The organism is Gaoshiqia hydrogeniformans (assembly GCF_049347105.1).
GTDB classification, from domain to species: Bacteria; Bacteroidota; Bacteroidia; order Bacteroidales; family Prolixibacteraceae; genus Gaoshiqia; species Gaoshiqia hydrogeniformans.
The window spans coordinates 4,606,263-4,632,159 of sequence record NZ_CP186334.1 but is presented as its reverse complement, the minus strand read 5'-3'; the positions used below and the strand labels follow the sequence as shown (position 1 = coordinate 4,632,159).

Annotated in this window: 24 protein-coding genes; 10 read left to right on the top strand and 14 right to left on the bottom strand. The window is 46.1% G+C overall.

What is annotated here, in order from left to right; translation table 11 throughout:
- Positions 1-8: 8 nt before the first annotated feature.
- Both ACOIT5_RS18445 and fabG read right to left on the bottom strand, forming a co-directional pair.
- The gene (locus ACOIT5_RS18445; protein ID WP_423127640.1) at positions 9-1,904 is read right to left on the bottom strand and encodes a SpoIIE family protein phosphatase; all 1,896 of its coding nucleotides are present in this window, start codon (positions 1,902-1,904) and stop codon (positions 9-11) included.
- 133 nt (positions 1,905-2,037) lie between these two features.
- Positions 2,038-2,784 carry a 3-oxoacyl-[acyl-carrier-protein] reductase gene (gene fabG / locus ACOIT5_RS18440; RefSeq protein WP_423127639.1) on the bottom strand — a complete coding sequence of 249 codons (747 nt, stop codon included), beginning with the start codon at positions 2,782-2,784 and terminating at the stop codon, positions 2,038-2,040.
- Between the two features lie 234 nt (positions 2,785-3,018).
- On the opposite strand from fabG, the gene mnmE reads away from it, so the two are divergent.
- Complete coding sequence (mnmE, locus tag ACOIT5_RS18435) at positions 3,019-4,416, top strand: tRNA uridine-5-carboxymethylaminomethyl(34) synthesis GTPase MnmE (RefSeq protein ID WP_423127638.1); 1,398 nt, start codon at positions 3,019-3,021, stop codon at positions 4,414-4,416.
- A 309-nt stretch (positions 4,417-4,725) separates the two neighbouring features.
- Here the strand turns inward: mnmE and ACOIT5_RS18430 are convergent, their stop codons facing one another.
- Genes ACOIT5_RS18430 through ACOIT5_RS18410 form a run of 5 tightly spaced genes read right to left on the bottom strand, consistent with a single transcriptional unit; the run spans position 4,726 to position 10,070 of the window.
- Positions 4,726-7,200 carry an endonuclease MutS2 gene (locus tag ACOIT5_RS18430; RefSeq protein WP_423127637.1) on the bottom strand — a complete coding sequence of 825 codons (2,475 nt, stop codon included), beginning with the start codon at positions 7,198-7,200 and terminating at the stop codon, positions 4,726-4,728.
- Positions 7,201-7,253: 53 nt separating this feature from the next.
- Positions 7,254-7,649, bottom strand: coding sequence for a response regulator (locus tag ACOIT5_RS18425; protein ID WP_423127636.1), 396 nt, complete (start codon positions 7,647-7,649; stop codon positions 7,254-7,256).
- A gap of 29 nt (positions 7,650-7,678) precedes the next feature.
- On the bottom strand, positions 7,679-8,779 hold the full coding sequence (locus ACOIT5_RS18420) for an amino acid carrier protein (RefSeq protein ID WP_423127635.1): 1,101 nt from the start codon (positions 8,777-8,779) through the stop codon (positions 7,679-7,681).
- A complete protein-coding gene (locus ACOIT5_RS18415; protein WP_423127634.1) occupies positions 8,731-9,360 on the bottom strand; it encodes an alanine:cation symporter family protein in 630 nt (209 codons plus the stop codon). The genes ACOIT5_RS18420 and ACOIT5_RS18415 overlap by 49 nt, the downstream gene beginning before the upstream one ends.
- Positions 9,361-9,368: 8 nt before the next feature.
- Positions 9,369-10,070 (bottom strand): hypothetical protein, encoded by a 702-nt coding sequence (locus tag ACOIT5_RS18410; protein WP_423127633.1) that lies wholly within the window; start codon positions 10,068-10,070, stop codon positions 9,369-9,371.
- A 268-nt stretch (positions 10,071-10,338) separates the two neighbouring features.
- Here ACOIT5_RS18410 and ACOIT5_RS18405 point away from each other — a divergent pair, with 268 nt between their 5' ends.
- Both ACOIT5_RS18405 and ACOIT5_RS18400 read left to right on the top strand, forming a co-directional pair.
- Complete coding sequence (locus ACOIT5_RS18405) at positions 10,339-10,599, top strand: hypothetical protein (protein WP_423127632.1); 261 nt, start codon at positions 10,339-10,341, stop codon at positions 10,597-10,599.
- Between the two features lie 12 nt (positions 10,600-10,611).
- Positions 10,612-10,812: a PspC domain-containing protein gene (locus tag ACOIT5_RS18400; RefSeq protein ID WP_423127631.1), complete on the top strand. Its 201-nt coding sequence runs from the start codon at positions 10,612-10,614 to the stop codon at positions 10,810-10,812.
- A 26-nt stretch (positions 10,813-10,838) separates the two neighbouring features.
- Here the strand turns inward: ACOIT5_RS18400 and ACOIT5_RS18395 are convergent, their stop codons facing one another.
- From ACOIT5_RS18395 to ACOIT5_RS18385, 3 genes are all read right to left on the bottom strand, one after another.
- Positions 10,839-12,977 carry a Tex family protein gene (locus tag ACOIT5_RS18395; RefSeq protein ID WP_423127630.1) on the bottom strand — a complete coding sequence of 713 codons (2,139 nt, stop codon included), beginning with the start codon at positions 12,975-12,977 and terminating at the stop codon, positions 10,839-10,841.
- Between the two features lie 131 nt (positions 12,978-13,108).
- Positions 13,109-13,870 (bottom strand): hypothetical protein, encoded by a 762-nt coding sequence (locus tag ACOIT5_RS18390; protein WP_423127629.1) that lies wholly within the window; start codon positions 13,868-13,870, stop codon positions 13,109-13,111.
- Positions 13,871-13,954: 84 nt separating this feature from the next.
- The gene (locus tag ACOIT5_RS18385) at positions 13,955-14,605 is read right to left on the bottom strand and encodes a DUF4377 domain-containing protein (protein ID WP_423127628.1); all 651 of its coding nucleotides are present in this window, start codon (positions 14,603-14,605) and stop codon (positions 13,955-13,957) included.
- 184 nt (positions 14,606-14,789) lie between these two features.
- Here ACOIT5_RS18385 and ACOIT5_RS18380 point away from each other — a divergent pair, with 184 nt between their 5' ends.
- Positions 14,790-15,650: a sugar phosphate isomerase/epimerase family protein gene (locus ACOIT5_RS18380; protein WP_423127627.1), complete on the top strand. Its 861-nt coding sequence runs from the start codon at positions 14,790-14,792 to the stop codon at positions 15,648-15,650.
- Between the two features lie 297 nt (positions 15,651-15,947).
- On the opposite strand, the gene ACOIT5_RS18375 is transcribed toward ACOIT5_RS18380, so the two are convergent.
- The 3 genes from ACOIT5_RS18375 to ACOIT5_RS18365 form a co-directional block, all read right to left on the bottom strand.
- Positions 15,948-16,385, bottom strand: coding sequence for a hypothetical protein (locus tag ACOIT5_RS18375; protein WP_423127626.1), 438 nt, complete (start codon positions 16,383-16,385; stop codon positions 15,948-15,950).
- 145 nt (positions 16,386-16,530) lie between these two features.
- Positions 16,531-17,679, bottom strand: coding sequence for a BT_3928 family protein (locus tag ACOIT5_RS18370; RefSeq protein ID WP_423127625.1), 1,149 nt, complete (start codon positions 17,677-17,679; stop codon positions 16,531-16,533).
- 12 nt (positions 17,680-17,691) lie between these two features.
- A complete protein-coding gene (locus ACOIT5_RS18365) occupies positions 17,692-18,234 on the bottom strand; it encodes a DUF1599 domain-containing protein (protein ID WP_423127624.1) in 543 nt (180 codons plus the stop codon).
- Between the two features lie 236 nt (positions 18,235-18,470).
- Between ACOIT5_RS18365 and folP the strand changes: the two genes are divergently transcribed.
- From folP to ACOIT5_RS18335, 6 genes are all read left to right on the top strand, one after another.
- Positions 18,471-19,349, top strand: coding sequence for a dihydropteroate synthase (gene folP / locus ACOIT5_RS18360; protein WP_423127623.1), 879 nt, complete (start codon positions 18,471-18,473; stop codon positions 19,347-19,349).
- Positions 19,350-20,150 (top strand): diadenylate cyclase CdaA, encoded by an 801-nt coding sequence (gene cdaA / locus ACOIT5_RS18355; protein WP_423127622.1) that lies wholly within the window; start codon positions 19,350-19,352, stop codon positions 20,148-20,150.
- A 1-nt stretch (position 20,151) separates the two neighbouring features.
- Positions 20,152-21,219 carry a mechanosensitive ion channel family protein gene (locus ACOIT5_RS18350; protein WP_423127621.1) on the top strand — a complete coding sequence of 356 codons (1,068 nt, stop codon included), beginning with the start codon at positions 20,152-20,154 and terminating at the stop codon, positions 21,217-21,219.
- Positions 21,220-21,344: 125 nt separating this feature from the next.
- Entirely contained in the window at positions 21,345-22,313 is a 969-nt protein-coding gene (locus tag ACOIT5_RS18345) for an NAD(P)H-dependent flavin oxidoreductase (RefSeq protein ID WP_423127620.1), read from the top strand.
- On the top strand, positions 22,310-23,548 hold the full coding sequence (locus ACOIT5_RS18340) for a M16 family metallopeptidase (protein WP_423127619.1): 1,239 nt from the start codon (positions 22,310-22,312) through the stop codon (positions 23,546-23,548). Before ACOIT5_RS18345 ends, ACOIT5_RS18340 begins: the two co-directional genes overlap by 4 nt.
- Positions 23,545-24,825, top strand: a complete 1,281-nt coding sequence (locus tag ACOIT5_RS18335; protein ID WP_423127618.1) for a M16 family metallopeptidase — start codon at positions 23,545-23,547, stop codon at positions 24,823-24,825. Before ACOIT5_RS18340 ends, ACOIT5_RS18335 begins: the two co-directional genes overlap by 4 nt.
- Positions 24,826-24,827: 2 nt before the next feature.
- On the opposite strand, the gene hemH is transcribed toward ACOIT5_RS18335, so the two are convergent.
- The gene (gene hemH / locus ACOIT5_RS18330) at positions 24,828-25,844 is read right to left on the bottom strand and encodes a ferrochelatase (protein WP_423127617.1); all 1,017 of its coding nucleotides are present in this window, start codon (positions 25,842-25,844) and stop codon (positions 24,828-24,830) included.
- Between the last annotated feature and the right edge of the window lie 53 nt (positions 25,845-25,897).

Here is a 25,897-nt window from a genome sequence, read left to right as displayed (position 1 = left end):
AAAAATGTTTACTTATCTTTTCCAGTAAAACGGACAGCCATGATGCTAATATCGTCTGTTTGCCTGATTTTTCCCCTGAATGTTTCCAGCCTGTCCAACAAACCGGAGACCACATCCCGCACCGGCAATTCAGCCATTTCGGCAATATCTTCGGTCAGGCGCTCCGTACCGTAAAAACTGTTATATACGTCTTTACAGTCGGTAACACCGTCGGAATAAAGTACCAACATATCGCCCGGCTCCAGTTTGACAAAATCGCTTGAATAGGTTTTATCCGGATAAACGCCGATGGGCAGGCCATGTGTTTTGGCTACCGGTTTAACGTCCAGCCCCGACGAAACCAGGAAAGGATAGTTGTGTGCAGCATTACAATAGTTAAGTTCCCCGGTTTCGGTATTTAGAATACCCAAAAATAAGGTTAAAAAATGCTGGTTGGTGTTCTGGATGCTTAATTCATTGTTGACCTGTTCGATAATCTGATGTGCCGACAACACTGTTGCCTTGTTTTTTATCATCGTATGGGCAACCGCCATAAACAAAGCGGCCGGAATGCCCTTCCCCGAAACATCGCCCAGGGTGAACAGCAAGTGTGTTGAGTCGATATAAAAATAATCGTACAGGTCGCCCCCGATGCTTTCGGCGGATTGGAGGTTTGCAAACAAGTCAACTTCAGGATGTTCGGGCAACCGCATGAATTCCCCGGGAATGATTGTTGATTGAATTTCCTTGGCCGATTTCAGATCTTTTTCAAATTTTCGGCGGTCTTTCCGGTTTTTGCTTTGTTCCTGCAAGTTGAAATTGTACTGGTACTGCAACTCAATCAGGCTGTCATGAAGCAGATCGATCTCGTTTTTGCGGGTAGCCCCCCTCTTGTCGCCAAAACTAAACCGCTGAATTGATTTGGCAACAGACGACAAGGGCGACAACATCCTCCGGAATATCAGAATGATGATCAGCAAAATCGATATAAGCCCTGCCAACGATACTAAAATGATTTTTTTAAGCATCAGATCAAGATCCTGAAACAAATCTTTCGCTGGAATAGCAATCACGATCGACCAATTTGTATAGGGAACCGGGGAAAACCGGAACCAGCTTCGCGCATAATTGAGGAATGGAGGCCTGGCAAAACCCGAAGCCGATGCGTGTAACCGCATTAACTCAAAATATTCTTCCCGTTTCTGTGGAATGATTTTTTCGGAAAGCAGGAAAAAGTTTTGGGTCATCACAAACTCTTTTTGCGGGTGAGTCAGGTATGTGCCGTCGCTTCCGACGATGAAAGCGTATCCGTTTTTACTGATTTCGATTTGCGAGATAACATCGGCTAAAAAATCCAAATTGATCTGGGCCGAGATAATTCCGGAGATCTGGTTGTCTTGAGCCATGATCGGGAAAGAGTAGGTATTGATCAACTTATTGGAATCGAGGCGGCAATAAAACGGATCGGTCCATGAGCCTTCCCTGTTTTCCAGTATCCTTTCCCTGATCGCTTCCGACTGGTACATGCTGCAAGCCCGGCATCGATCCAAAACACACAACTCGCCTGCATCTGACCGCACGACCGAGATAAATTTACTTTCACCCGAATCAAACAGTTCAACATGAAAGCCCGCGATCATCCGGTTAAAATTCAGTACTTGTTTTAGAAAAAACTCGAGATCGCCGTGTTGGTTATAATACACGATCTGGTAAGCCACATTTTGTGTAATCTCCTGGGTTGCAACCACATTTCTCGAAATTTGATTGGTAATCAGTTCTGATTGCAGCGTGGCGCTTTCTTCAATCCGCTGTATAATTATTTTTTTACTGAAGTTGTAATTTAAAAAAACGATGACAGTAATAACCAGCGTTACTGCTGTTAAAATATAAATACTAAGTTGGAAAGCAATACTTCGGTTATTCATTACAGCCTTTAAAAACGGATGATACAAGGTATAAAAAAAGCATGTTAAAAGAAAGCTTTGCGATACAAAAATACAACAGCCGCCCTTCACCGGAAAGGCGGCTGTCTGTTTATGACTTTCAGGTCAATATCGATTAGGTATTCATCGCGCCGCAAACATTCAGCACTTGTCCGCTCACATATGATGAAAGATCGGATGCCAGGAATAAAGCGACCTTGGCTACTTCCTCCGGTGTGCCACCACGTTTCATTGGGATGGTGGCTTCCCAGGCTTTGCGCGCTTCTTCGGGAATCGCGCCTGTCATCTCGGTAATAATAAAGCCCGGAGCAATCGCGTTGCTGCGAATACCGCGCGAACCAAGCTCTTTGGCAATCGATTTGGTAAAGCCGATGATCCCGGCCTTCGATGCCGAATAATTGGATTGACCGGCATTTCCGCTTACACCAACGACTGAACTCAGGTTGACGATGGAACCCGACTTTTGTTTTAACATCACTTTCTGAACCGCTTTGGTAAAGTTAAAAACCGATTTCAGGTTGACGTTGATCACCGCGTCCCATTGTTCCTCAGTCATACGCATCAATAAGGTATCTTTGGTGATGCCTGCATTGTTTACCAAAACATCAACTTGTCCGAAATCTTCAACTATTTTGTTGACAACATCATCGGTATCGGCAAATAAAGCGGCATTTGAAGCATAACCTTTTGCTTTAACCCCCAATGCTGTCAATTCAGCTTCAGTGCCTTTCATGGCTTCATTCTCAAAAAGGTCGGTAAATGCAATATTACAGCCTTCTTCAGCAAACTTTAAAGCGATGGCTTTGCCAATTCCCCGGGATGCGCCGGTTATGATGGCTGTTTTACCTTCAAGTAGTTTCATTTTTTACAATTTTTATTTTTGCTGAACAAATATAGTGCTTTGATGGCTCGTCCTGTTAAAATCGTCTGATTTTTTAACCCGACAGCCCCGAATCTGCTTGCAACTCATTGAATCTTCGACTGAAATGTTTTACCGGTACAAGAAAACAAGCCTGCTGGTTCGGTCATTCTCATTAAATCAGCCTGCTGAGTTGAATGACCGATGTATTTTGTATTTTTGAGCTTTCAAAACGATATGATGCTCGATCAATCTACCATATGCGCCATCGCCACCTCACCGGGAATGGGAGCCATTGCCACCATTCGGCTGTCGGGTGAAAAAGCGATTGAAATAACCGACCGGATATTTCAATCGCCTGCAAAAAACAAAAAGTTGATCAATCAGAAAGCGAATACCCTTCATTTTGGCGCCCTGTGCGAAGAGGCCGAAATTGTTGATGAAGTGGTCGTTTCGCTATTCCGGTCACCGCACTCTTTTACCGGCGAAGACGTGATCGAAATTGGCTGTCACGGGTCGGTTTACATTCAACAACGTATCCTGCAATTGCTGATTTCGAATGGCGCGCGCATGGCCCGGCCAGGCGAATTTACACAACGCGCTTTTTTGAACGGCAAGATGGACTTGTCGCAGGCCGAGGCGGTGGCCGACCTGATTGCGTCGACTACCAGAGCTTCACAAAAAGTGGCGATGAACCAAATGCGCGGCGGCTTTTCGTCCGAGATTTCCTCGCTGCGCCAACAATTATTGCATTTCATTGCCCTGGTGGAACTGGAACTCGATTTTGCCGAGGAAGATGTCGAATTTGCCGACCGCACCCAACTCAAACAACTGGTGGACAACATTGCTTCGGTGGTCCTGAGGTTGAAAAACTCGTACCAATTGGGCAATGTGATCAAAAACGGGATCCCCGTGGCCATAATCGGCGAAACCAACGTGGGCAAGTCAACACTTTTGAATGCCTTATTGAATGAGGAACGGGCGATTGTTTCTGAAATCCACGGTACCACCCGCGATGTGATTGAAGATGTAGTGAACATCCACGGGACGGCTTTTCGTTTTTTCGACACAGCCGGTATCCGCGAAACCACTGACACGATTGAAAACTTAGGTATTGAACGTAGCTACAGCAAACTGGAACAGGCCACCATCGTGTTACTGGTAGTCGATACCACCAATCCCCTCTCCCTGGTTACCAAGCGCATCGGCAAAATCCGCGAACGGCTTACCGGTCAGCACCTGATTATTACCGCAAACAAAGTTGATACGGGCTTAACCGACACCATCGAAGGGCTGAAACAACTTTCGCTGAAAGAACAGGAAGAACTGGTATTTCTTTCAGCCAAAAGCAAAGAAAATCTGGATGAGCTGATCATCAAAATGCAACAGGTGATTTCGCTCGAAAACATTGGCGAAGAAGGCACCATTGTGACCAACGCCCGCCATTTCGACGCGCTCACCCGCGCCGGCGAGGCCATCGAACGCGTACAAACGGGAATGGAACAACAGCTGTCCGGCGACTTCCTGGCCCAGGACATTCGCGAGTGCCTTTACTTTTTAGGCGAAATTACCGGCGAAATCAGTAACGACGAAGTACTGGGCCATATCTTTAAGCATTTCTGTATCGGAAAGTAACCAGCGCAAAACGACACCGAAATCATCCGGTATTACCACCAATTGTTCGGACTGGCGAGATCCTGACTTGGCCTTTTTCTAATGAATTTGGTGGCTCTGCCCGCGACTACTTTCACCGCGTCAGCCGTTATATTTCTGCTACCTGACAAAAACCGATGGTTGCCAAACCTTACAGCTTTTTCGTTATTAAACAAACGGTGACTGATAACGAGTATGAGTAATCTTATCTGTTATTCTCAGTCGTTTCCCGAAGTGCGTCCGCCTCCATTTATAAGGAATACCCCGCGAAACGGGGGGAGTGAAGTTTGTTTAACCCAACTCGACAATGGTGATTCCGGCGCCGCCAAACTGGACATGCTCGTCTCGGAACGAACGAACCACCGGATCTGATTTCAGGAAGCTGCGGATCACTTCTTTTAATATGCCATTTCCTTTGCCGTGCAGGATGCGGAGTTCGTGAACATCCAGCATGATTGCTTCGTCGATAAATGCCTGGATGTTTGAAATTGCCTCTTCGGCTCGCTGTCCGCGGATATCAATATCGGGTTTGAAGGTTAGCCTGCGCTCCGAAATATTTTTATTGACATTGGCTTTTGTTTTATTGAGTCCGCGCATCTCGCGTTTGGCTTCATTGCTGCTCACCCAGCTTAGCTTTTCGCGGTTCACCGAGGTGCGCAGTTGCCCGAAAGCCACGATGACAGCCTTCTCTCCTACTTCCAGGATTTCGCCGATCGTGTTTTGCCCTTCAATTTTTACTTTGTCGCCAATGGCCAGGTCCTTCTTTTCTTTCGGATCTTCAGCTCTTTTTTCTACCGGAACAGCTTTCTTTTCTTTCTGCTTTTGCTTCAGCTTTTCCATTTTGCGCCTAATCCAGTCATCCTCATCGGCATCGCTTCCGACAACCTCTTCTTTAAAGGTCTCCAGTTGCTTGCGAATAGCTTTTGTTTTCTCCTTTTCGGCCTGACTTTCCCTGATTTCGCGGATGGTATTTTCCACTTGTTTGTTGGTCTCCGACAGGATTTTTCCGGCTTCCGATTTCGCTTCTTCGATGATTTGTTTGCGCTGCTCATTCAGCTTTTTCAGGTCGCTTTCGTATTTCGAAGAAATCTCATCCAGCGTTTTTTCTACCTGACGTATACGCTGGCGTTTGGATTCCCAGTAACGCTTGTCGCGCAAAATATCGCGTAAATGTTTATCAAAATTGATGTGATCTTTCCCGATTTTATCGGTAGCTTGTTGCAAAATGATCTCGGGCATCCCGATCTTGCGGGCAATCTCGAAGGCAAACGAACTGCCCGGTTTGCCAATCTGGAGCTGAAACAAAGGCTCCATCCGGTGCGAATCGTACATCATGGCACCGTTTTCGATGCCCTCGGCCGACGAGGCAAAATGTTTCAGGTTGGTATAGTGGGTGGTAATCACGCCAAAGGCGCCAAGCTGATTTAACTGATCGAGAATGGCCTCGGCAATGGCGCCACCCAGCATGGGTTCGGTGCCGGTGCCAAATTCGTCAATCAAAACCAGGGTCCTGTTGTTCGCATGTTTCAGGAAAAATTTCATATTCATCAAATGCGAACTGTAGGTGCTTAAATCGTTCTCGATCGACTGCTCGTCGCCGATATCGATAAAAATCCGGTCGAAGATACAGGCCCGGCTGGTTTCGTCAACCGGGATCAACAAGCCGCATTGCAGCATGTATTGCAGCAAACCCACCGTTTTCAGGCATACCGACTTTCCCCCGGCATTTGGGCCCGAAATAAGCAGCAGGTGGTTTTGTAAGCTCAACTGAATATCCAGCGGAACAACCGTGCGTTTTTCCTTTTCCAGGTTAAACTTCAGCAAAGGATGAATGGCCTTGTTCCAAAATAACTGTCCTTCGGGGTCAAAAACAGGCCTGATCCCTCCCATCCGGTTAGCCAGCAGGGCTTTTGAACGGAGCAGGTCGATGGTCCCCAAAAATTCATATTGCTCGTTTAAAGCCGGTAAGTACGGACGGATATCATTCGAAATTTCAATCAGGATTTTAACGATTTCACGTTTTTCGGCATATTCGAGTTCCCTGATTTCGTTGTTCATTTCCACCACCTCGGCCGGTTCGACATAAGCCGTTTTTCCCGTCGCCGATTCGTCGTGGACAATCCCGTTCAGCCGGCGTTTTACAGCCGAAGAAATGGGGATAACGGGCCTCCCGTCGCGGATCGAGATGGTGGCATCGTCGTCGACCAGCCCGTCTTTTTGAGCCTGTTTCAAGATACTGTGCAGGCGTTTGGAAACACTGTTTTGGCGGGAAAGCAAATCCCGGCGGATGCGCCCCAACTCGGGCGATGCCTGGTCTTTAATTTTTCCGTAGGGCGACAAAATCTGATCAATACGGTCTTTCATGTGCGGAAATACCTCCACATGCTCCGGTATTTTTTTTAAGGTCGGGTAAACTTCTTCTTTTAAATTGTTCAGAAAACGAACAATGGCAATAATCGTTTCGAGCGATCTTTTTAAGTCAAACAACTCGTTCACTTCCAAAAAACGGCCTTCAGTTTTTATTTTGGCAAGCGCCGGCCGGAGGTCATAATAAAAGTTGGTTGGGAATTGATCGGTTTCGATGATTAATCTTGAAAATTCCCAGGTTGCCGACAGTTCGAAGCCGATGCTGCCGGAATTGGTCATAAAGGCGATCTCGTCGGCCTTGTCTTTTCCCAGGGGGCTGAGACAAGCGCCTTTTATGAGTTCCCGGATCCGGTCGAAACCGATTTTTGCTTCGAAATTTTCAGGATAAATTTTTGTCATAGTCGTTTTTTGCCGGAGCAAAAATAGGAAGAAGCGGCGTTATATGCCAATACTTAAAGTATTTCTTCAAGAATCTTGAGAAATTGCGAAACGACAAAGGGTTTTCCCAGAAAAGCATCCATCCCTGCGCTCAGGCATTGTTCAACCTCGCCGTCGCCGTCGCTGGCTGTCATCGCGATTATCTTTGATTTTTTTTCAATTTTCTGCTCCTTTTCGTACATCCGGATTACAATCGTCGACTCAAAACCATTCATAACCGGCATGATGGCATCCATCAGAATGACATCGAAAGGCTTTTGTTTGTATTTTTCAAAGGCTTCCAAACCATTGTAGGCGCTGTCAATTTCCTTAAATTTTCCACGAAGCGACAGTGTCACCACCCGGTGGTTAATGGGGCTGTCGTCGACAATTAACAGGCTTAAGTTCGAATAATCAGGATCAGCTAACATCTAAGGTCAAATATAATTTATTGTTTCATCTAATCAATCGGCACTTTTTCGCCCGGAAAACGTTCCGCATATTCTCTCCAGAAGCTTTTCACTTCCGATTTCATTTCCTTTCGCAACAACAAAATACCGATCAGGTTTGGAACGGTCATCAGCGCAATGGTAACGCCTGACAAGGTCCAGATGATCGTCGTATCGGTAAAAGAAGCAAAAAAGAAGCAGATAACATACACCAAACGGTAATAAATCACACTTTTTGAGCCAAACAAAAAGATCATGGCCCGATCGCCGTAGTACGACCAGGAGATCGCTGTTGAAAATGCAAACAGCAACAAGCCAATCGAAACAATATATCTCCCGTAACTGCCCAACCAGCTTTTGGTAAAGGCTTCGGTTGTGAGCGGAGCGCTGTGGGTCAATGACTTTCCTGTTAATACCACCGGTGTATTATTCGCCGGGATCCCATTACGAATGTTGATTGTCCCCGAAAACAAATTATCGCCGGATAACACCTTCACCTCTTCAGCAACCGAGCGGGCATGCAGAATCGTCAGGTGATTGCTGATCTGCCCGTTAACGACCTCAAGTTCTCCCGAGTAAGCCTTCAGTTCGCCATGACCAAGCAGAAAATCATGGAGTTTCTGTCGGTCTTCCGGGTCTTGCTCGTCGTAATAAGCCGACATGATCAGCAGATCGGCATTTTGAAAGCGATTATCCAGTTTTTCGGTCCACACCCCCGACGAAAGAATCACCAGGCCCGTAAGCATACAAATAATAATGGTATCGATAAACGGTTCGAGCAAAGCCACGAGGCCCTCAGAAACCGGTTCGTGGGCGCGGGCGGCGGCATGGGCAATCGGGGCCGACCCCTGCCCGGCCTCGTTTGAGAACAATCCGCGGTTTACCCCACGGTTAAAGGCGAAGGCAAAACCTGCCCCCAGAAATCCACCCACGGCAGCCGTTCCGGTAAATACATCACGAAAAACAGCGATCAGCGAAGGAATAATATTTTCGTAGTTATAAATGATGACGAACAAAGCTCCGATAAAATAGATCAGCGCCATGAGCGGTACCAGGCGCGAGGTCACTTTGGCAATCCGCTTAATCCCGCCGATCGTGACAAAACCCAGCAACAGAGAGCCAGTACCGCACCGGTAAGTACTTTATTGATGCCGAATGTGGCAAAAACCGAGTTCGAGATGGAATTGATCTGCGGCAGGCTCCCGGTACCAAAGGACGAAAACACGGTAGCTACGGCAAAAATTACTGCCAGCCATCGCAGGTTCAGCCTGTTGCGCATATAATACATCGGCCCGCCGGCGATGGTGCCGTCGTCGGTCTTTTCGCGGTATTTATGCGACAGCGTCACTTCCACAAACTTGGTGGTCATCCCGAGCAGGGCCGTCACCAGCATCCAAAACAAAGCCGACGGCCCGCCCAGATGAATCGCCAGGGCGACCCCGGCAATGTTTCCGGTGCCAACTGTTCCCGAAAGCGCCGTTGTTAAAGCCTGAAAGTGAGACGTATCGCCAACATCGCCTTCCCGGTCGAATTTTCCGCGAACAATGCGGATGGCATGTTTTAAATAGCGAAACTGCGGAAACTTCAGGTAAAGCGTAAAAAACAAACCGGTACCCAACAGCAGGTATACAAACCAGTCGCTTCCTCCAATATACCCGTCAATTACCGATAGTACCTCGTTTAATTTGTTCATAGTTATTTTTATAATCGTGAGAAGGCATCCATTAAAACACGCCACCACTCCCATTGTGCAACAAAGTTCATCAGCACGTGCTGAATTGCCATTAAAATAAAAGCCAAAACATAGGGCGACCGGATTTTCCCGGAACGTTTATCGTCGACTAACAAGATCAGCAAAACAATGTCAATGAGAATATAACTGGCATTAAGCGATTTATCAAAATTATCGATCAGCGGGATCCTGAAAAACAAACGGGTTAGGGCCGGAATCATTGGTCCCAGAACGGTGCAAGCCATATAACGCGCATGAAGTTGTATGTTGTGGCGGTAGACAATTGCCAGCAAAAAAAACAACAGAAACTGGATTAATGTGAAAAAGTCGATAAAAGCCAGCCGATAAGCCAAACCGGGAGAGTACGAGTCGCCGCTTAGCATGACGTGCACCATGTTTAATGCGCTGATAATTATCAGGGGGACCAGGACAAACGAAACTTTACCCAGCTTGCGATGCCAGTCGAACTTACCGGCCTGGTACAAAAAAGGCTGAACGACGAGTAAAAGAATCCACAAGGTAGCAGTTATTCCATGGAAATGGTGTGCGCCATCCGTTTCTGTTAAACGATTGAAGTAGGATGGGAAAAAAGCAAGGACAGTCACGATGGCAGCCACCGAAAAATAAAGATAGGCCTTCCCGTAAAAAATCTTGCCGGATGCCTTTTTCATATTTCCCATATTTTACTCGTATTTTTAGAATTTTGCACTCAAACTCCGGTGAAAGGATTAGCAAGCTGCCCGTTTCACTGCCTAAAATAACATTAAGTTTTTTCACCTTAAAATTTAAACGCCATTTTCCTTAAAATTATTTAACGACAGTGCCAGTTTAACGATCTGCCATCATTCAAAAAACTTTTTTACTTAAAATTCGGTCCGATTTCAGCTTTATGAATTTGTTTTTCCCTATTTTTGTTTCAAACGATTAAACAAAACCATTATGCTGCCAAAATTCTTATTAGCTGACAATTCGCAGGAATGCCCGGATACGATTTTTGTTGTTCACACCGAAGAACCCAAATTTATAGTTGAAAGTGATATTGAGGACTTTTGGTCAAACCAGCACGTACACTGGATCAGCGAAGCCCCCGCATCGAAAGAATTAATCCAGGCTTTACTGGAGGATGCCGAGACCTTTCTGGATGACGAATTTGAGAACCAGGATAACCTCTATGCTGAAGATGACGGAGAAGACGATTAAGTTTGGATAATTATGAGCCAATTACCGGAACCCAGAAGAATCACGCGGTCGGATAAAAAAATTATTGCCGGGGTATTGGGCGGATTTGCCGAATACTTCGACATTGATTCGCTGATTGTCCGGATTATTTACGTGGCGCTAAGTCTTTTTACGGCCGGATTCCCGGGGCTCCTGTTGTATCTGGTCCTTTGGCTGATTATTCCAAAAAAATAAAGCCTTTCTGCTTTTAATCCGAAATTTTATTCCTGGGGTACATCCTTTAAACTCAGTTGTATCCGTTTTCGGGCTACATCAACTTCGGTTACCTTTACCTTTACATGTTGATGTAGCTTCACCACTTCGTTCGGGTCGCTGACAAAACGATCAGCCATTTGTGATATGTGGACCAGGCCATCCTGTTTCACGCCTACATCAACAAAAGCCCCGAACTTGGTCAGGTTGGTCACAATGCCGGGCAGCACCATGCCTGCCTGCAAATCCTCTATATTAAAGATCCCGTCGGCAAATTCAAACACTTTGATTCCCTTACGGGGATCTCTGCCTGGTTTAGCCAGTTCAGCCTGAATATCTTTTAAGGTAGGAAGCCCAATCGCCCCATCCGCATATTTTTCAAGCTGAATTTGTTCCTGCATGCTTTTGTTCTCGATCAGTTCGGCGACAGAGCAATGCAGGTCTTTGGCCATTTTTTCCACCACATGGTACGACTCCGGGTGAACAGCCGAATTGTCGAGCGGATTTTTCGCCCCCGGGATGCGCAAAAAGCCGGCAGCCTGCTCAAAGGCTTTTGCCCCCATCCGGGGAACTTTCAGCAGATCTTTTCGCGACGGGAAAGGACCGTTTTCTTTGCGGTAATCAACCAGGTTTTGCGACAACTGCGGCCCCAGCCCCGAAATGTAGGTTAACAGGTGTTTCGAGGCGGTGTTTACATTCACTCCGACCAGATTCACCGCCGATTCCACAACGGTATCGAGGCTTTCTTTCAGGAATTTTTGATCCACATCGTGCTGATACTGCCCCACGCCAATTGATTTCGGATCAATTTTGACCAATTCGGCCAGCGGATCCATCAGCCGGCGGCCAATCGAAACCGCCCCGCGCACGGTAACGTCGTACTGCGGAAACTCGTCGCGCGCCACTTTGGAAGCCGAATAGATGGAGGCGCCGTCTTCGGAAACCACGAATACCTTCAGATCGCGGTCGTAGTGCAGCTTTTTGATGAACTGCTCCGTTTCGCGACTGGCTGTTCCGTTGCCGATAGCAATCGCTTCAATTTGATAGGCACTAACCAGCGAACTTATTTTTCGGGCTGCCTGTTTGGTTTCTTCCTGTGGTTTATGCGGATAAATTGTTTCATTGTGCAGCAAATTCCCCTGGGCGTCGAGGCAAACCACCTTACAGCCGGTGCGGTAACCCGGATCGATGGCCAGTACCCGCTTTTGTCCGAGCGGCGCCGCCAGCAGCAACTGACGCAGGTTTTCGGCAAACACGCGAATCGCTTCCCGATCGGCCCCCAGTTTGGCGGCATTGGCAAACTCCGTTTCGATAGAGGGGGCCAGCAGGCGTTTATAACTGTCTTTCACGGCCAGAGAGACCTGCTCTCCGCATTCGTTTTCCGAACGTACGAAATAGCGGTCGAGTCGTTCCAGAATATCTTCATCGCGCGGGGCAACCGATAAGCGCAAGAAGCCCTCGTTTTCGCCTCTCCGCATGGCCAGCAAACGGTGCGAAGGACAACGTTTCAGGCTTTCTTCCCAATCGAAATAATCACGGTACTTCTCTCCTTCTTCTTCTTTATTTTTTACAACTTTACTTTTAATCACCGCTCCGGTTTCGAAAACGCGGCGTACCATGTTGCGGGCTTTTTCGTTTTCGTTGACCCATTCTGCAATAATATCACGGGCTCCCGAAAGCGCGTCATCCACCGTTTCCACCTCGTCTTTTACAAAGAGATGGACGCGGCTTTCCAAATCCCGCTCCTGTTGTTTCATGATCATTTTAGCCAAAGGTTCCAGACCTTTTTCGCGAGCAATGGCGGCTTTGGTTTTCCGCTTGGGCCTGAACGGCAGGTAAATATCTTCGAGTTCGGTGGAATCAAAACAGCTTTCAATCCGTTTTTTTAATTCTGGGCTCAGTTGCCCCTGTTCTTCGATGGTGTTCAGAATGGTTTCTTTCCGTTTCAACAGTTCTTCCAGCTTAGCCTTTTCATCCTTAATCTGCCCCACCTGTACTTCATCCAGGCTACCGGTCCGTTCTTTCCGGTAGCGCGAAATAAAGGGCACCGTAGCGCCGTCGTCCAACAAATCAATCGTATTTTTTACCTGTACCGGGCTCAGGTTGAGCCACCCGGCTATGCGTTGAATCAATTCGGGAGTCATCATGCGTTTTATTTTGGGGGAACGAAGATACACAGAAAAACGGGGATTTGTGCACGATATCGCCGGCTTATTTTCGGTGAATCCTCTCCTTAGGGCGAAAGAATCGTCCAAACCGGCACCGCGGTAACCGGCATTTATTCTCTTGCGATGTATACCTTAATTTCGCATAAACCCTGCTCCGGGATATCCCTGATGTTTTGATAATCACTCCGATCATCTGCATTAACTACGCCGTCTGCATTGGTATCCAAAAACCTCAAATCGCCGATTTGAGAGGGTTGAAGCTGTAGCGGAGAATTGTCTATTTCCGCCTGACTTTCAAATATTCCATATATCACGTATCCGTCAATTATGTCAACGGCTCCGTTTTTATCTGTCCGAAAATAATAGATCAGGTCCCGGTTAGCATATAACAAAGCTTCCCCCTTTTCATCCGTGATAAGTTTTTCTAGAAGTTCTTTCTGTCCTGATCTATCGTAGTATATCGAGATGTTGGCGCCGGGGGCTAACTCTGCCGTTGGATGCTCTGCCGAGCGGTTTGTGCAGTCAAAAACAGTGAATTTCACCACCGGAAGATAAACAGAAACCGTATAATGTGCCACATTTTTCCCGTCTTCCGACGTGACGGTATACTCAACCGGAGTGGTAAAATCGGTGATCGTTTCTGACGGCGGATATACGACTGCCCCTTCCGACAACTCGATTATCGGGACTAATTTTTTTAAATCTGTATTTTCCGGCGCATTGATGGCTCCTTCATTTCCGTCGAATATAACTTCTCCAAAATCAAAGCTCATTTTCACAATCGAAGTTGCATCGTTTTTTGCGTCATCCTTCCGACATGCCAGCATAAAAATCAGAAAAAGGAACGCTAAGGTTATGGTTTTGAGATTCATTTTGATTTTTGATTGAGTTTGCGTCAAAAAGGTGTTTTGATCCTAAAATTCACCCGGGGGCTTTGATGAGCTGACGGATTTACTTTAGCTGATCTCTTTCGATAAAACATCCAGCAAGATATACCTAACCAAATAAGGTTCCGCCTGCGTAATCTTTTTTACAGTCAATCGATATTCGTAGTCATTCTCAAAATCAAATCCTTCGATCGCGGTCAGTGCCATCCAGCTATTTGTTCCGGTTTTCTTCACATGTAAAGCATCATAGATTTTCGGAACCTGGTTGCCTTCTACTTCTTCATATTCAATCGGATATCTTGGAATAAACTTAACAGTTTCCGGCGACACAAAAAGTTCCATCTCTTCTTCACGGTCTTCCGTGATTACTTTCTTTTTCGAAAGAAGCCCGATAAATACATACTTCACCGAAGAAACATCCTGCGGAGGTTCTTTCATCCAAATCTTTTTCACGTTCAGGGTATATTCATAACCCCGTTCATAATCAAAATCAAATCCTTCGGTCAGGATATCAACCAACATCCGCTTTTGATTGTCATCACTGTCGGAAAACAGCAAGGGCTCGGTCAGGATATCGCTCAATACGCTGGCCCCGTAGCCCGTTTCTTCGTAAATGGTCATTTCAACGATTTTCTCTTTATCTCCATTCGATTCTTTGAGACAGCCCGTGAAAAAAACACCGACCAGGACGAACGTAAAAAGTAAATTCGGTTTTTTCATTTTTTCAAAGTTTAAATTCGGTTTACACACCGGTGTAGATGAACAAAATAACCAAAAAGTTGCGTAATGATTATGAATTGACAGCTAATTTGGAATCATTTTAATTCGACATTGAATTATTTACTATTTTTATCATTTTACAAAAAAACAGATACACAAAATTTAATAACTAAACGGATAAACTATGACCAATCGTCGTGATTTCTTAAGAACAGCAACAGCATTTACGGCCGGTTCAGCATTTATACCTTCGCTGATCTCGTGCCAGCCGGAGAAAAAAATTATCGGTTTACAACTGTATACCGTTCGTGATAAAATTAATGCCGACCTGAATTCGACGCTCGAAAAACTGGCACAAATTGGCTACAACTCGCTCGAAGCTGCCGGGTACAACATGAACGACAGCACGTTCTACGGGATGGCTCCCGATGCTTTTGCTTCGTTAACCAAAGGCATGGGCATGACCTTGCATGCTTCGCACACCGTTTATGAATTGGACGGCGCTGAAAAAGTCAGCGAAGACGCGGCAAAAGCAGGCGTTGAATACCTGATTTACCCGTATTTGCCCGATAACCTGCGAGAAAACCTGGATGGCTATAAAGCTACCGCCGAAAAATTCAATAAAATGGGCGAGATTGCCCAAAAATACGGTTTGAAGTTCGGCTACCACAACCATGCTTTCGAATTTGAAGAAATGGAAGGGCAAATCCCGATGGATTTGTTAATCAGCCAGACCGACCCGGCGCTGGTTACTTACGAGATCGACCTGTATTGGGTCACCCGGGGCGGATATGATCCGGTTGATTATTTCAGAAAATACCCGGGGCGTTTCGAACTATGGCATGTAAAAGATATGGTGACCACCGACGATATGTTCTTTGCCCCCGTTGGGCACGGGCGAATTGATTTTGAAAAAATCTTTGCTGAAAAAGCGGCTGCCGGCATGAAGTATTTCTTTGTAGAGCAAGACCGGTTCCGGGACCTCGACCCCTTCGAAAGCGTTGAACTCAGCTTTAATTACCTGAATCAGGCCAAATTTGTTTAATTTTGATTCGTTTTAATCTTTAACACCCCCGCCAAAATCCTTTCTTTCACCTTACCGGCGGGGGATTTTTTTGCTTGTTTTTTAAGGACATTTGAAGCAAGATGATAACAACTACCCTTGCGGGCACTGATTTCGATGAGTTAAAACGTGCTGTTTAATGCTTCCACGGTTGTGAGGTTCAATGGTTCCCTTCTGTTCTTTTTCATCCGGTTATGAATGAAGTCAATACGTCAAAACAAAATTATGAACATGTGTTTGTTTTTTCGTAAATTACATCATCCTTATGTCATACTAAAATCAGTATTCATACAAAATCTGACTGCCTGAATTGGTGATATTCAGTAAAACCCGATTACCATTCACCCGCAATCTTTTGATATCGAAGGTGACTTCTTTTCCGATATAAGCATCGCACATTTCCTGATTGTTTAGCGACAATCTTAAATTCCGCTGCGGAGGATCGGAATACAGGACTGCTTCTGAATCAATTAGTTTAACCTTCCAACTGCTCCCGCTACATCCGCTTGACGCAAAATTGATTTTTAAACAATCGCCTGCCAATTCGACACTGATGATCGTTAGCTGGTCATCGGGAGCGGTCAGGTACTGATCCCCGTCAACAACAACCAGCCGATCACAAACCGGAGAGCGGCAATCGTCGTCCTTATCTTTTGTACACGACATGAAAAATGAGCAGATCGCCACAGCAGCAAATAGAAAATTCGAGGCTTTCATAGGTATCTTTTTTCTCAAAGATGCAAAAGGCTAAGGGCCGGTTGCGTTGCCTGCAAATTTCTCCGCCAAGCTGATTTTCCGTTTCACGCCGGTCTGTAAAAAAAGCCAGTCATACGACTGGCTGTATATCGTCAAACAACTTTTATCAGGACGGATCGGTTTTTTCCAGATAGGCCCGGTGTTTAATAAATTCATCCACGGAAGGGATGTCGTTGTAATGCCATTTATATAAAACAGTGCCGCTTTTTAACAGGAACAATCCCGGATTGGAGCGAATCATGGTTTTCAGGGTAATTTCGTCACAATTAAAAAACTCGAAAGGCAAATCATAAACCTGTACAAACTGCTCTGCTTCATCGTAAATTGTTGAAGTAAGCCCAATGAAGTTCAGCCCGTCGTTCATCGCGTATTGAGACAGCTCTCTGATTTCATTGATTTTTGACTTATTGGATTTCTCCAGATTATAGGCCACCAGAATAAAGGTGAAGTTGTCGTCGTACAGGAAAAAATCTTTAATATCCTCGCCGTAGGACGTTTCGATGGTGAAATTCTGAACAGGCGGCTCATACCCTTTTTTAACGAGTTTGGAATCCATCGACACGAATTCCCAGGTCAGACTGTCCTGCCAGGGATAATTGTCCTGGTTGAACTTTTCGGTTTTCCCGGTCGTCTTGTTTTTATAGTACATGATGTTTGTCCACTCGTCGGCAGGCGCACCTTCGGGGACCTTCATCCCCTCAATGATATTGGCTCCCACCTTATACGGGCGAAAATCGATGATTGGTAAATGATTAAACGAATAATCAACCAGGTAAGCAAACACCAGAACAGTCGCCCCGCTCAGGATAGCCGGAATCAGCGAAAGCTTTGCCGGGCCGAATTCGGAACGATAACGGAACACAATAACGGCAAAAGCCAGGAAAACAATGTTTTTATAAAAGGTTTGCCAATTGGTAAGCACCAGGGCATCGCCAAAACAACCGCAGTCGGTAACCGGATCTTTTATGGCGATAAACAGGGTAAGCCCCGTGAAAAAAAACATGAACAACAGGGCAACAATCGAAAAAAACCGGAGAAAAACATTGGTCAGCAAAGCCAGGCCGGTGATAAACTCGGTGGCCGACAACAAAATTCCCAGCGGAAGCGATAAGGAGCTTAGCCCGTCCATCCCCCAGGCGCTGAAGTAGTCGGTAAACTTATAGGCCGATCCCCAGGGATCAATTCCTTTGACAAAACCGGAGAAAATAAAAACCAGGCCCAGCAATATCCGGGCGATATGCCAAAATACCTTCATCGTAATTTTTGTTTATTTGTAAAACTCCAGCATTATTAACGCAAAAACGGCATAATTGATCATGTCCAGGTAATTTGCATCAACTCCCTCCGAAATAATTGTTTTTCCGGCATGGTCTTCAATTTGTTTGATTCGCCTGATTTTCATTAAAATCAGGTCGGTTACCGAGCTTAGCCGCATATTTCGCCAGGCTTCGTCGTAATCATGATTTTTATTCAGCATCAGCTCTTTGGCCTGATTAAACCAAGCCAGGTACAATTGCAGGGTTTCGTCGGGGCTCAGATCATCTACTTCCGAAGTTCCCTTTTCGAGCTGGATCAGCGCCATGATGCAGTAATTGACAATGCCGATATATTCCGAACGGCTGTCCTCTTTAACTTTCATGGTGCCCTTCATCTCAATATTGCGGATCCGGCAGGCTTTGATATAAAGCTGGTCGGTCAGCGAGCTGGTCCGTAAAATTCGCCAGGCTGTCCCGTAATCGTTCATTTTCTTCGTAAAAATATCCTGACAGATGCTGATCACTTGATCATATTCCTGAATTGTTTTTTCCATTAGGTGTTTGAATTTATGTCGATTATGGTAAGTAAGCTACCCGGCTGGAATCACCGGTTTTACCCGCTAAGTTCTGCTGTGTTCGAGATTTCATCGTCCTTTTTCCCCGGCCCTGTAGCTTCATCTTGATTTCGTTGATACATTCAGCCATAAAAATAGGAATTAAATGTGTAATTTGACGGCATTATTTTACTTTTGTAAGAAGCATTGTTTAACTTCTCAAATCTTGATGATCTATGTTAATCACCGGTTCGGCAAGCAAGTTCTTTAAACGTAAAAATACAATTTCACTCAACGGCAAGTTACTGGACCTGACCAACCCGCTTGTTATGGGTATTTTAAATGTGAGTTCCGACTCATTTTACGACGGAGGCAAATATGTTACCGAAGATGCCGTTTTAAAAAGAGTGGAACAAATGGTTAAAGAAGGTGTTGACATTGTTGATGTTGGCGCCATTTCAACCCGGCCTGGCTCCGACAGTGTATCAACAAAAGAAGAACTTACCCGCTTATTACCTGCTGTAACTGCCATCAGGAAACATTTCCCGGATATTCCCCTGTCGATCGACACCTTTCGCTCCTGGGTTGCCCTGCGTGTGATCGACGAAACCGGCGAATGTATTGTTAATGATATTTCGGGCGGTAATTTTGACGAGCACATGTTCGACACCATTGCCAAATTAGGCGTTCCGTATATCCTGATGCACATTCAGGGAACCCCGCGGACCATGCAGGATAACCCGCAGTATGAAGACATCATTAAAGACATTTCGAAATATTTCTCCGACAAAGTACGAAAACTCACCAAAGCCGGCGTGAGAGACGTCATCATTGATCCGGGCTTTGGATTTGGAAAAAGTTTGAATGATAATTATGACCTGCTTAACAAGCTGGATTCCTTTAAAGTGTTTCAATTACCCTTATTAGTAGGCCTTAGCCGAAAATCTATGGTTTACAAACTGCTTGAAACTGATCCGGAAAACAGCCTTTCAGGGACAATCACCGCCAATACCATGGCCTTACTTGGCGGAGCCGACATTTTACGGGTTCACGATGTCAGGGAGGCGGTGCAATCGGTCAGTTTATTTAAAAAGATTAAGGAAGTGGCCAAATAGATGAACCTTTTTATCACCATACGCATTCTCGATCTGCTGGATATTCTGATGGTAGCTTTCCTGCTTTACCAGTTGTATAAGCTGATACGGGGCACGGTAGCTTTCAATATTTTCATCGGGCTTTTTGTCATTTACCTGTTTTGGCTGTTGGTCAGGGCGCTCAACATGGAATTGATCGATACCCTGATGGGGCAATTTATCGGGGTGGGCGTGTTGGCGCTTATCGTGGTTTTTCAACAGGAAATCCGTCGTTTTTTATTACTGATCGGTAGTAACAATCAGGTAAACAGGCTGTTCGGAATGGATAAGCTTTTTTCGTCGGATAAACACAAGGCCGTGACCAATCAGCAGTTAAAAATGCTGGTCAAGGCATGCGAAAATATGGCGCGCACCAAAACGGGGGCCTTAATTATCATTGCGCAGCAATCGGAGCTTCGGGAGTTTGTACGTACCGGCGAGAAAATTAGCGCCCGTATCTCCGATGCCTTGCTCGAAACCATTTTTTTTAAAAATACCCCGCTTCACGACGGCGCACTCATTATCATCGGTAACCGGATTGCTGCCGCACGTTGCATCATGCCAATTACCGAAAAACGAGACCTCGATCCTTCGCTGGGGCTCCGGCACCGGGCAGCCCTTGGAATTACTGAAGTTACAGATGCCATCGCCATCGTGATTTCCGAAGAAAAAGGGAAAATTTCGCTAGCCCAGGCCGGAGAGATCCACCTGCATATTTCGCTGGCCGAATTAACAAAAAGATTGGAAGATGTTTTTCAACCCATCAACGACGAGTTAGAATAACATGGAACTGGTAGTTTTTCAATCAGGAGACATCACTTATACGCTTACCGAAGTCATTCTTCTCGCGTCGGTAATACTTGTGGCTACCTTTATCAATCATTTCAGTGTCAGCCTGGTTAACAAGGTTGAACGCAGAAAACAATTCCCCGCAAAATTTGCCCGTTTTATTCGGCAAGGAATACGTTTCTTCATTTGGTTTGCAGCCCTGATGCTCTCCCTGAAAATTTTACATATCCACCACCAGTCGGTTTCACTTTTTCCATTGTATACCGGAGAAAAATTTACGATTAAGGTGGTCAATTTGTTTATAATTTTTCTGATCGTTTATTTCACCCGGATTCTTGTTTATATACTGGAATACCTGATGGACAAGCGCGTCAAGCAGAAACATATGGACATCGGGCGCGGAAAATCCCTCATGCAAATCATCAAATACCTGGCCTGGATGATCGGCTTTATTGTGATTATCGGTTCCTTGGGATTTCAAATCACCTTGGTTGTCGCCAGTATATCGGCCTTATTGGTTGGGGTTGGGTTCGGGTTACAACATATCTTTAACGATTTCTTTTCGGGTATCATTATCTTGTTCGACGGCTCCATCGAAGTCAATGACATTGTTGAAGTGGAGGGTGTGGTTGGCCGGGTCCTGGAAATCGGCCTTCGGGTATCGAAAGTACTGACACGCGACAATGTCGTTATTATTGTTCCAAATTCGCGGTTTACAGGCGAAAAAGTGATTAATTGGACCCATAATGAAGAAGTTACCCGCTTTCAGGTAAAGGTAGGCGTGGCCTACGGTTCGGATGTGAGGCTGGTGGAGCGGATTTTACTTGCCGCGGCAGCCCGCCATGAACTCATCGTCAAAGAACCGAAAGCCTTTGTCCGATTTAATGATTTTGGAGAATCGTCGCTTGATTTTGAGTTGCACTTCTGGACAGAAAATGATTTTATTGTTGAGAGCATCAAAAGTGACCTTCGCTTTATCATTGACGATGAATTTCGGAGGAATCAAATTGAGATTCCCTTTCCCCAACGCGACCTGCATCTCAAATCCAAACATTTCGAATAAACCATCGCCGGGCTCGCGACCGATATTAAATTAGCAGTCTAAACTGGTTTCCTGCCGACGCTTCATTCCGTCAGTCTCCCATTTTTGCTACCTTTGCCCCACTTTCTTTAGCAAAGGAATACACAATGAATACAAAAAACCGAATTACGACATTATTTAACATCAAATACCCGGTCGTGCAGGGTGGTATGGTTTGGTGCAGCGGATGGAAACTGGTGTCAGCCGTCAGTAATCACGGAGGCTTGGGCCTGCTGGGCGCCGGATCGATGCACCCCGATACCCTGCTCGAACACATTCAAAAGACAAAAAAAGCAACCGATAAGCCTTACGGGGTCAATGTTCCGTTGTTTTATCCCGAGTTGGAAACCATCATGGAAATTATCGCTGCCGAAAAAGTGCCCATTGTTTTCACCTCGGCCGGCAGCCCGAAAGCCTGGACCAACTGGCTGCACCAACGCGGGATCATGGTTGCCCATGTGATTGCTTCTTCGTACTTTGCAAAAAAATGCGAGGAGGCCGGAGTAGATGCCATTGTAGCCGAGGGTTTTGAAGCCGGCGGCCATAACGGACGCGATGAAACAACCACCCTGACCCTGATCCCCTCGGTGCGAAAAACTACGGACATGCCCTTAATGGCGGCAGGCGGTATCGGCTGCGGACGTTCCATACTGGCGGCGATGACCCTGGGGGCTGACGGCGTTCAAATCGGGTCGCGCTTTGCTGTCTCGCAGGAGTCGTCGGCACACCCCGAATTCAAAAAGCTGGTTGTTTCGCTGGGCGAAGGCGGGACCAAGCTGGCACTAAAGAAACTGTCTCCTGTCCGACTGATTAAAAATGAATTTTTTAACAAGGTGAATGAATACGAATTACGCGGAGCATCTGAAGAAGAACTTCGCCAACTTCTGGGACGCGGACGTGCCAAAAAAGGCATCTTTGAAGGCGACCTGAACGAAGGCGAGCTCGAAATCGGACAAGTATCGGCCATGATCGATTATATTCCAACAGTAGCAGAAATTATGCATACCCTGATCAACGATTTTGAACAAGCCCGTCGCGAACTTGTTGAAGGTACAAATTTTCATTTCAGCGTATGATCCAATTCTACAGGCATCAACTCAATAACGGGCTCAGCGTCCTGGTATATCCGGACTATTCGACACCGATGGTGGCGCTCAATCTGTGTTATCATGTAGGAGCAAAATATGAAGACCCTAAGCGCACCGGCTTTGCCCATCTGTTTGAACATTTGATGTTTGGCGGCTCAAAACATATTTCCGACTACGATATTCCTCTGCAGCAGGCCGGGGGAGAAAACAACGCCTATACCACCAACGATTTTACCAACTATTACCTGACTGTTCCGAAAACAAACCTGGAAACCGGGTTTTGGCTCGAGTCAGACCGGATGCTCGAACTCGCTTTTTCGGAAGAAAGCCTAGATGTACAACGAAATGTGGTGATTGAAGAATTCAAACAACGCAACCTGAACCAGCCCTACGGAGATGTTTGGGCCTTAATCCGCGACCTGGCTTACCGGGTGCATCCGTATAACTGGCCAACCATCGGAAAGGAAATCAGCCACATCGCCGATGCCACCCTCGACGATGTCAAATCGTTCTTTTACCGCTTCTATGCGCCCGACAATGCTGTTTTGGTTTTAAGTGGAAATGTTGATGTTGACAAAAGTCTCAGGCTAGCCGAAAAATGGTTTGACCCCATTCCCTGCCGGCAAGTCATCAAGCCGCAGTTACCGGAAGAACCGGAACAAACCGTTTTCCGTGAATTAACCGTTGAACGTTCAGTCCCCGATACGGCTTTGTACCTGGTTTTTCATATGGCCGACCGGCGCAAACGCGAATATTACATCTGCGATCTGATTTCGGATGTGTTATCAAACGGTAACTCGTCGCGCCTGCATCAAAAACTAATCAAAGAAGAAAGGCTTTTTATTGAACTTGATGCTTACGTTTCGGGGGACCATGATCCGGGACTGTTTATTATTTCCGGAAAATTATCGAAACAGGTCAGCATTGAGCAGGCAAAAAAGGCCTTGTGGAATGAACTGCAGAAACTTCAGCAGGAACCTGTATTGACTTCGGAACTGGAAAAAGTAAAAAACAAGCTCGAAGCCAACCATATATATGCGCAGATGAATTACCTGAATATGGCTCAGGAACTGGCTACGCTCGAAAACATTGAAAAAGCGGAACTGATTAACGAAGAGCTGAATATCTACCGATCGGTTAGTCCGGCCGAACTGATGCTGACTGCACAAAAGATTTTCTGCCCCGAAAACTGTTCTCAACTTAATTATCTTGCCAAACAATGATCAACAGATACATGGCGCCTCCGGTCAGGCCAACCGATAAACCTGAAATTCTTCAAGCAGAAAAAACAAGGCTGGACAATGGGATCCCGGTTTATTCGCTTCGCGCGGGAACGCAGGATGTTTGCAAAATTGATTTTATATTTGAGGCCGGTTCCTGGCAACAAACCAATCAGTTAGAGGCAGCCTTATGTAATGCGATGTTACAGGAAGGAAGCCGGTTGTATTCGGCTCCCCGGATTGCTGAAATTTTCGATTTTCACGGGGCTTACCTGCAACTGTCGGCCAACCAGCATGATGGCCTGATCAGTATCATCAGCCTGACCCGGCACTTGCCCGAATTAATGCCGGTAATCGAAGATTTTATTAAAAGGCCCACCTTCCCGCAGCACGAATTTGAGACTTTGGTGCAACGCCGGAAACAGCGCTTTTTACTCGAAAACGAAAAAGTGAAAGTGCTGTGCCAGAAAGAGTTCTCCACCTTATTATTCGGCAAAGGTCATCCCTACGCGCAAACTGTGAAAGCCGAAGATTTCGATCTGATTCAGCGGGAATCATTGCTCAGCTTTTACGACCGGTTTTACCATGCAGGCAACTGCGAGATCCTGCTGGCCGGCCGGTTTGACGACCATGTTGAGCGCTTGCTCAATGCTCATTTCGGAGGTAGCGACTGGTTGCAGATAAAGCACGCTGATCCTGCTTTTCAGGTCAATCCATCAGTCATGAAACAACTGCACTTCCCCAAAGCCGACTCGATTCAATCGGCTATACGTATCGGAAAAATTCTTGTCAATAAAAGCCATCCGGATTATCTGCCCCTGCAAATACTCGTCACCATCCTTGGCGGTTATTTCAGTTCGAGGCTGATGGCCAACATTCGCGAAGAAAAAGGTTACACCTACGGGATAGGTGCCAGTTTTATCAGTTTAAAAGAACTGGGGTACCTCGTTATCTCAACCGAGGTAGATAAAAGCTATACCGAAAACACCGTCGCCGAAATTTTTAACGAAATGGAAAAGCTGAAACAGGAAGCTGTTGGAGAGAGCGAGCTTGACCGGGTACGGCAATACCTGCTGGGCGAATTTGTACGTGATCTCGACGGTCCGTTTGCCCTGGCGCAAGCCTTTCGGAATGTCCACGATTTTGGGCTCGACTATACCTTCTACGACCGTTATTACCAAAGCCTGATGCAGGTTTCTCCCGCCCGGTTGCAGCAATTAGCCCAAAAATATTTTGACCAGGACAGTTTTTACACGGTTGTAGCCGGTAGTTTAACTTAATTTTAAACCAACATCCGGAGCGTTTCAATCCAAAGCGGATGGTCGTTCAGGCTTTCAACCAACTGGACTTTTTCGCCGCCATGTTCCACAAATAAATCCTGGTATTCAATTCCGATTTCAACTGAAGTTTCGAGACAGTCGGCCACAAAAGCAGGTGCAACCACGAGGATCCTTTTTTTACCTTCTTTGGCTTTTTTGATCAGCAATTCATCGGTAAAAGGTTCCATCCAGTTGCGGTCGAGGCGCGATTGAAAAGATACCGAATAACCGGCAGTGGTCAGATTTAACGCCTTGGCCAGCAGGCGCGAGGTATGATAGCAGGTAGCCCGGTAACAAAATTTACCGTGCTCGGGCATCTCGTCCGTACAACTACAGGCAGCCGAATCGACCCGCGGATGCACTTTATTTAATTGCCGGTTCGGCAGACCGTGATATGAAAAAACGATGTGGTCCCAGCTTTCCGGCTGATATTCCCGAATACGCGACGCAAAAGCTTCCACAAACTTCGGATGATCGTAAAACTGGCCGACCAGGCGTAGTTCAGGAATCACTTCCCAGCCGGAAATCTCTCTGGCTACGTACTGAAATATCGTGCCGGTTGTTGATGAAGCATATTGAGGAAAAACCGGTATCACCACTATTTTCCCGAAACCCCGCCGGCGTACTTCCTGTAAAACCTGCTTCAATGCCGGATTCTGGTAGCGCATGGCCGTGAACACTTCATACCCGTCGCCCAGCGCCTCCTGAAGCTTTACTCTGTTTTTTTCGGCATTTACCAGCAAAGGCGAACCTTCGTCGGTCCATAACATCTGATAGAGTTTGGTTGATTTTGGAGCCCGGAATGGCACGATAATCAGGTTGACCAGCAACTTTTGCGGAATGAGCGGCAAGTCGATAACCCGGCGGTCATTCAAAAACTGAAATAAGTAACGCCGAACAGCAGGCACTTTTGGTTCGTCGGGCGTGCCTACATTCACCAGCAAAACAGCGGTGCGTTTTGAATGATCTGTCCCTTTCATTGCTTTTTGGTTTTTATACGTTTTTCTTTAGGTAAACAAATTTTCTCTCAGGG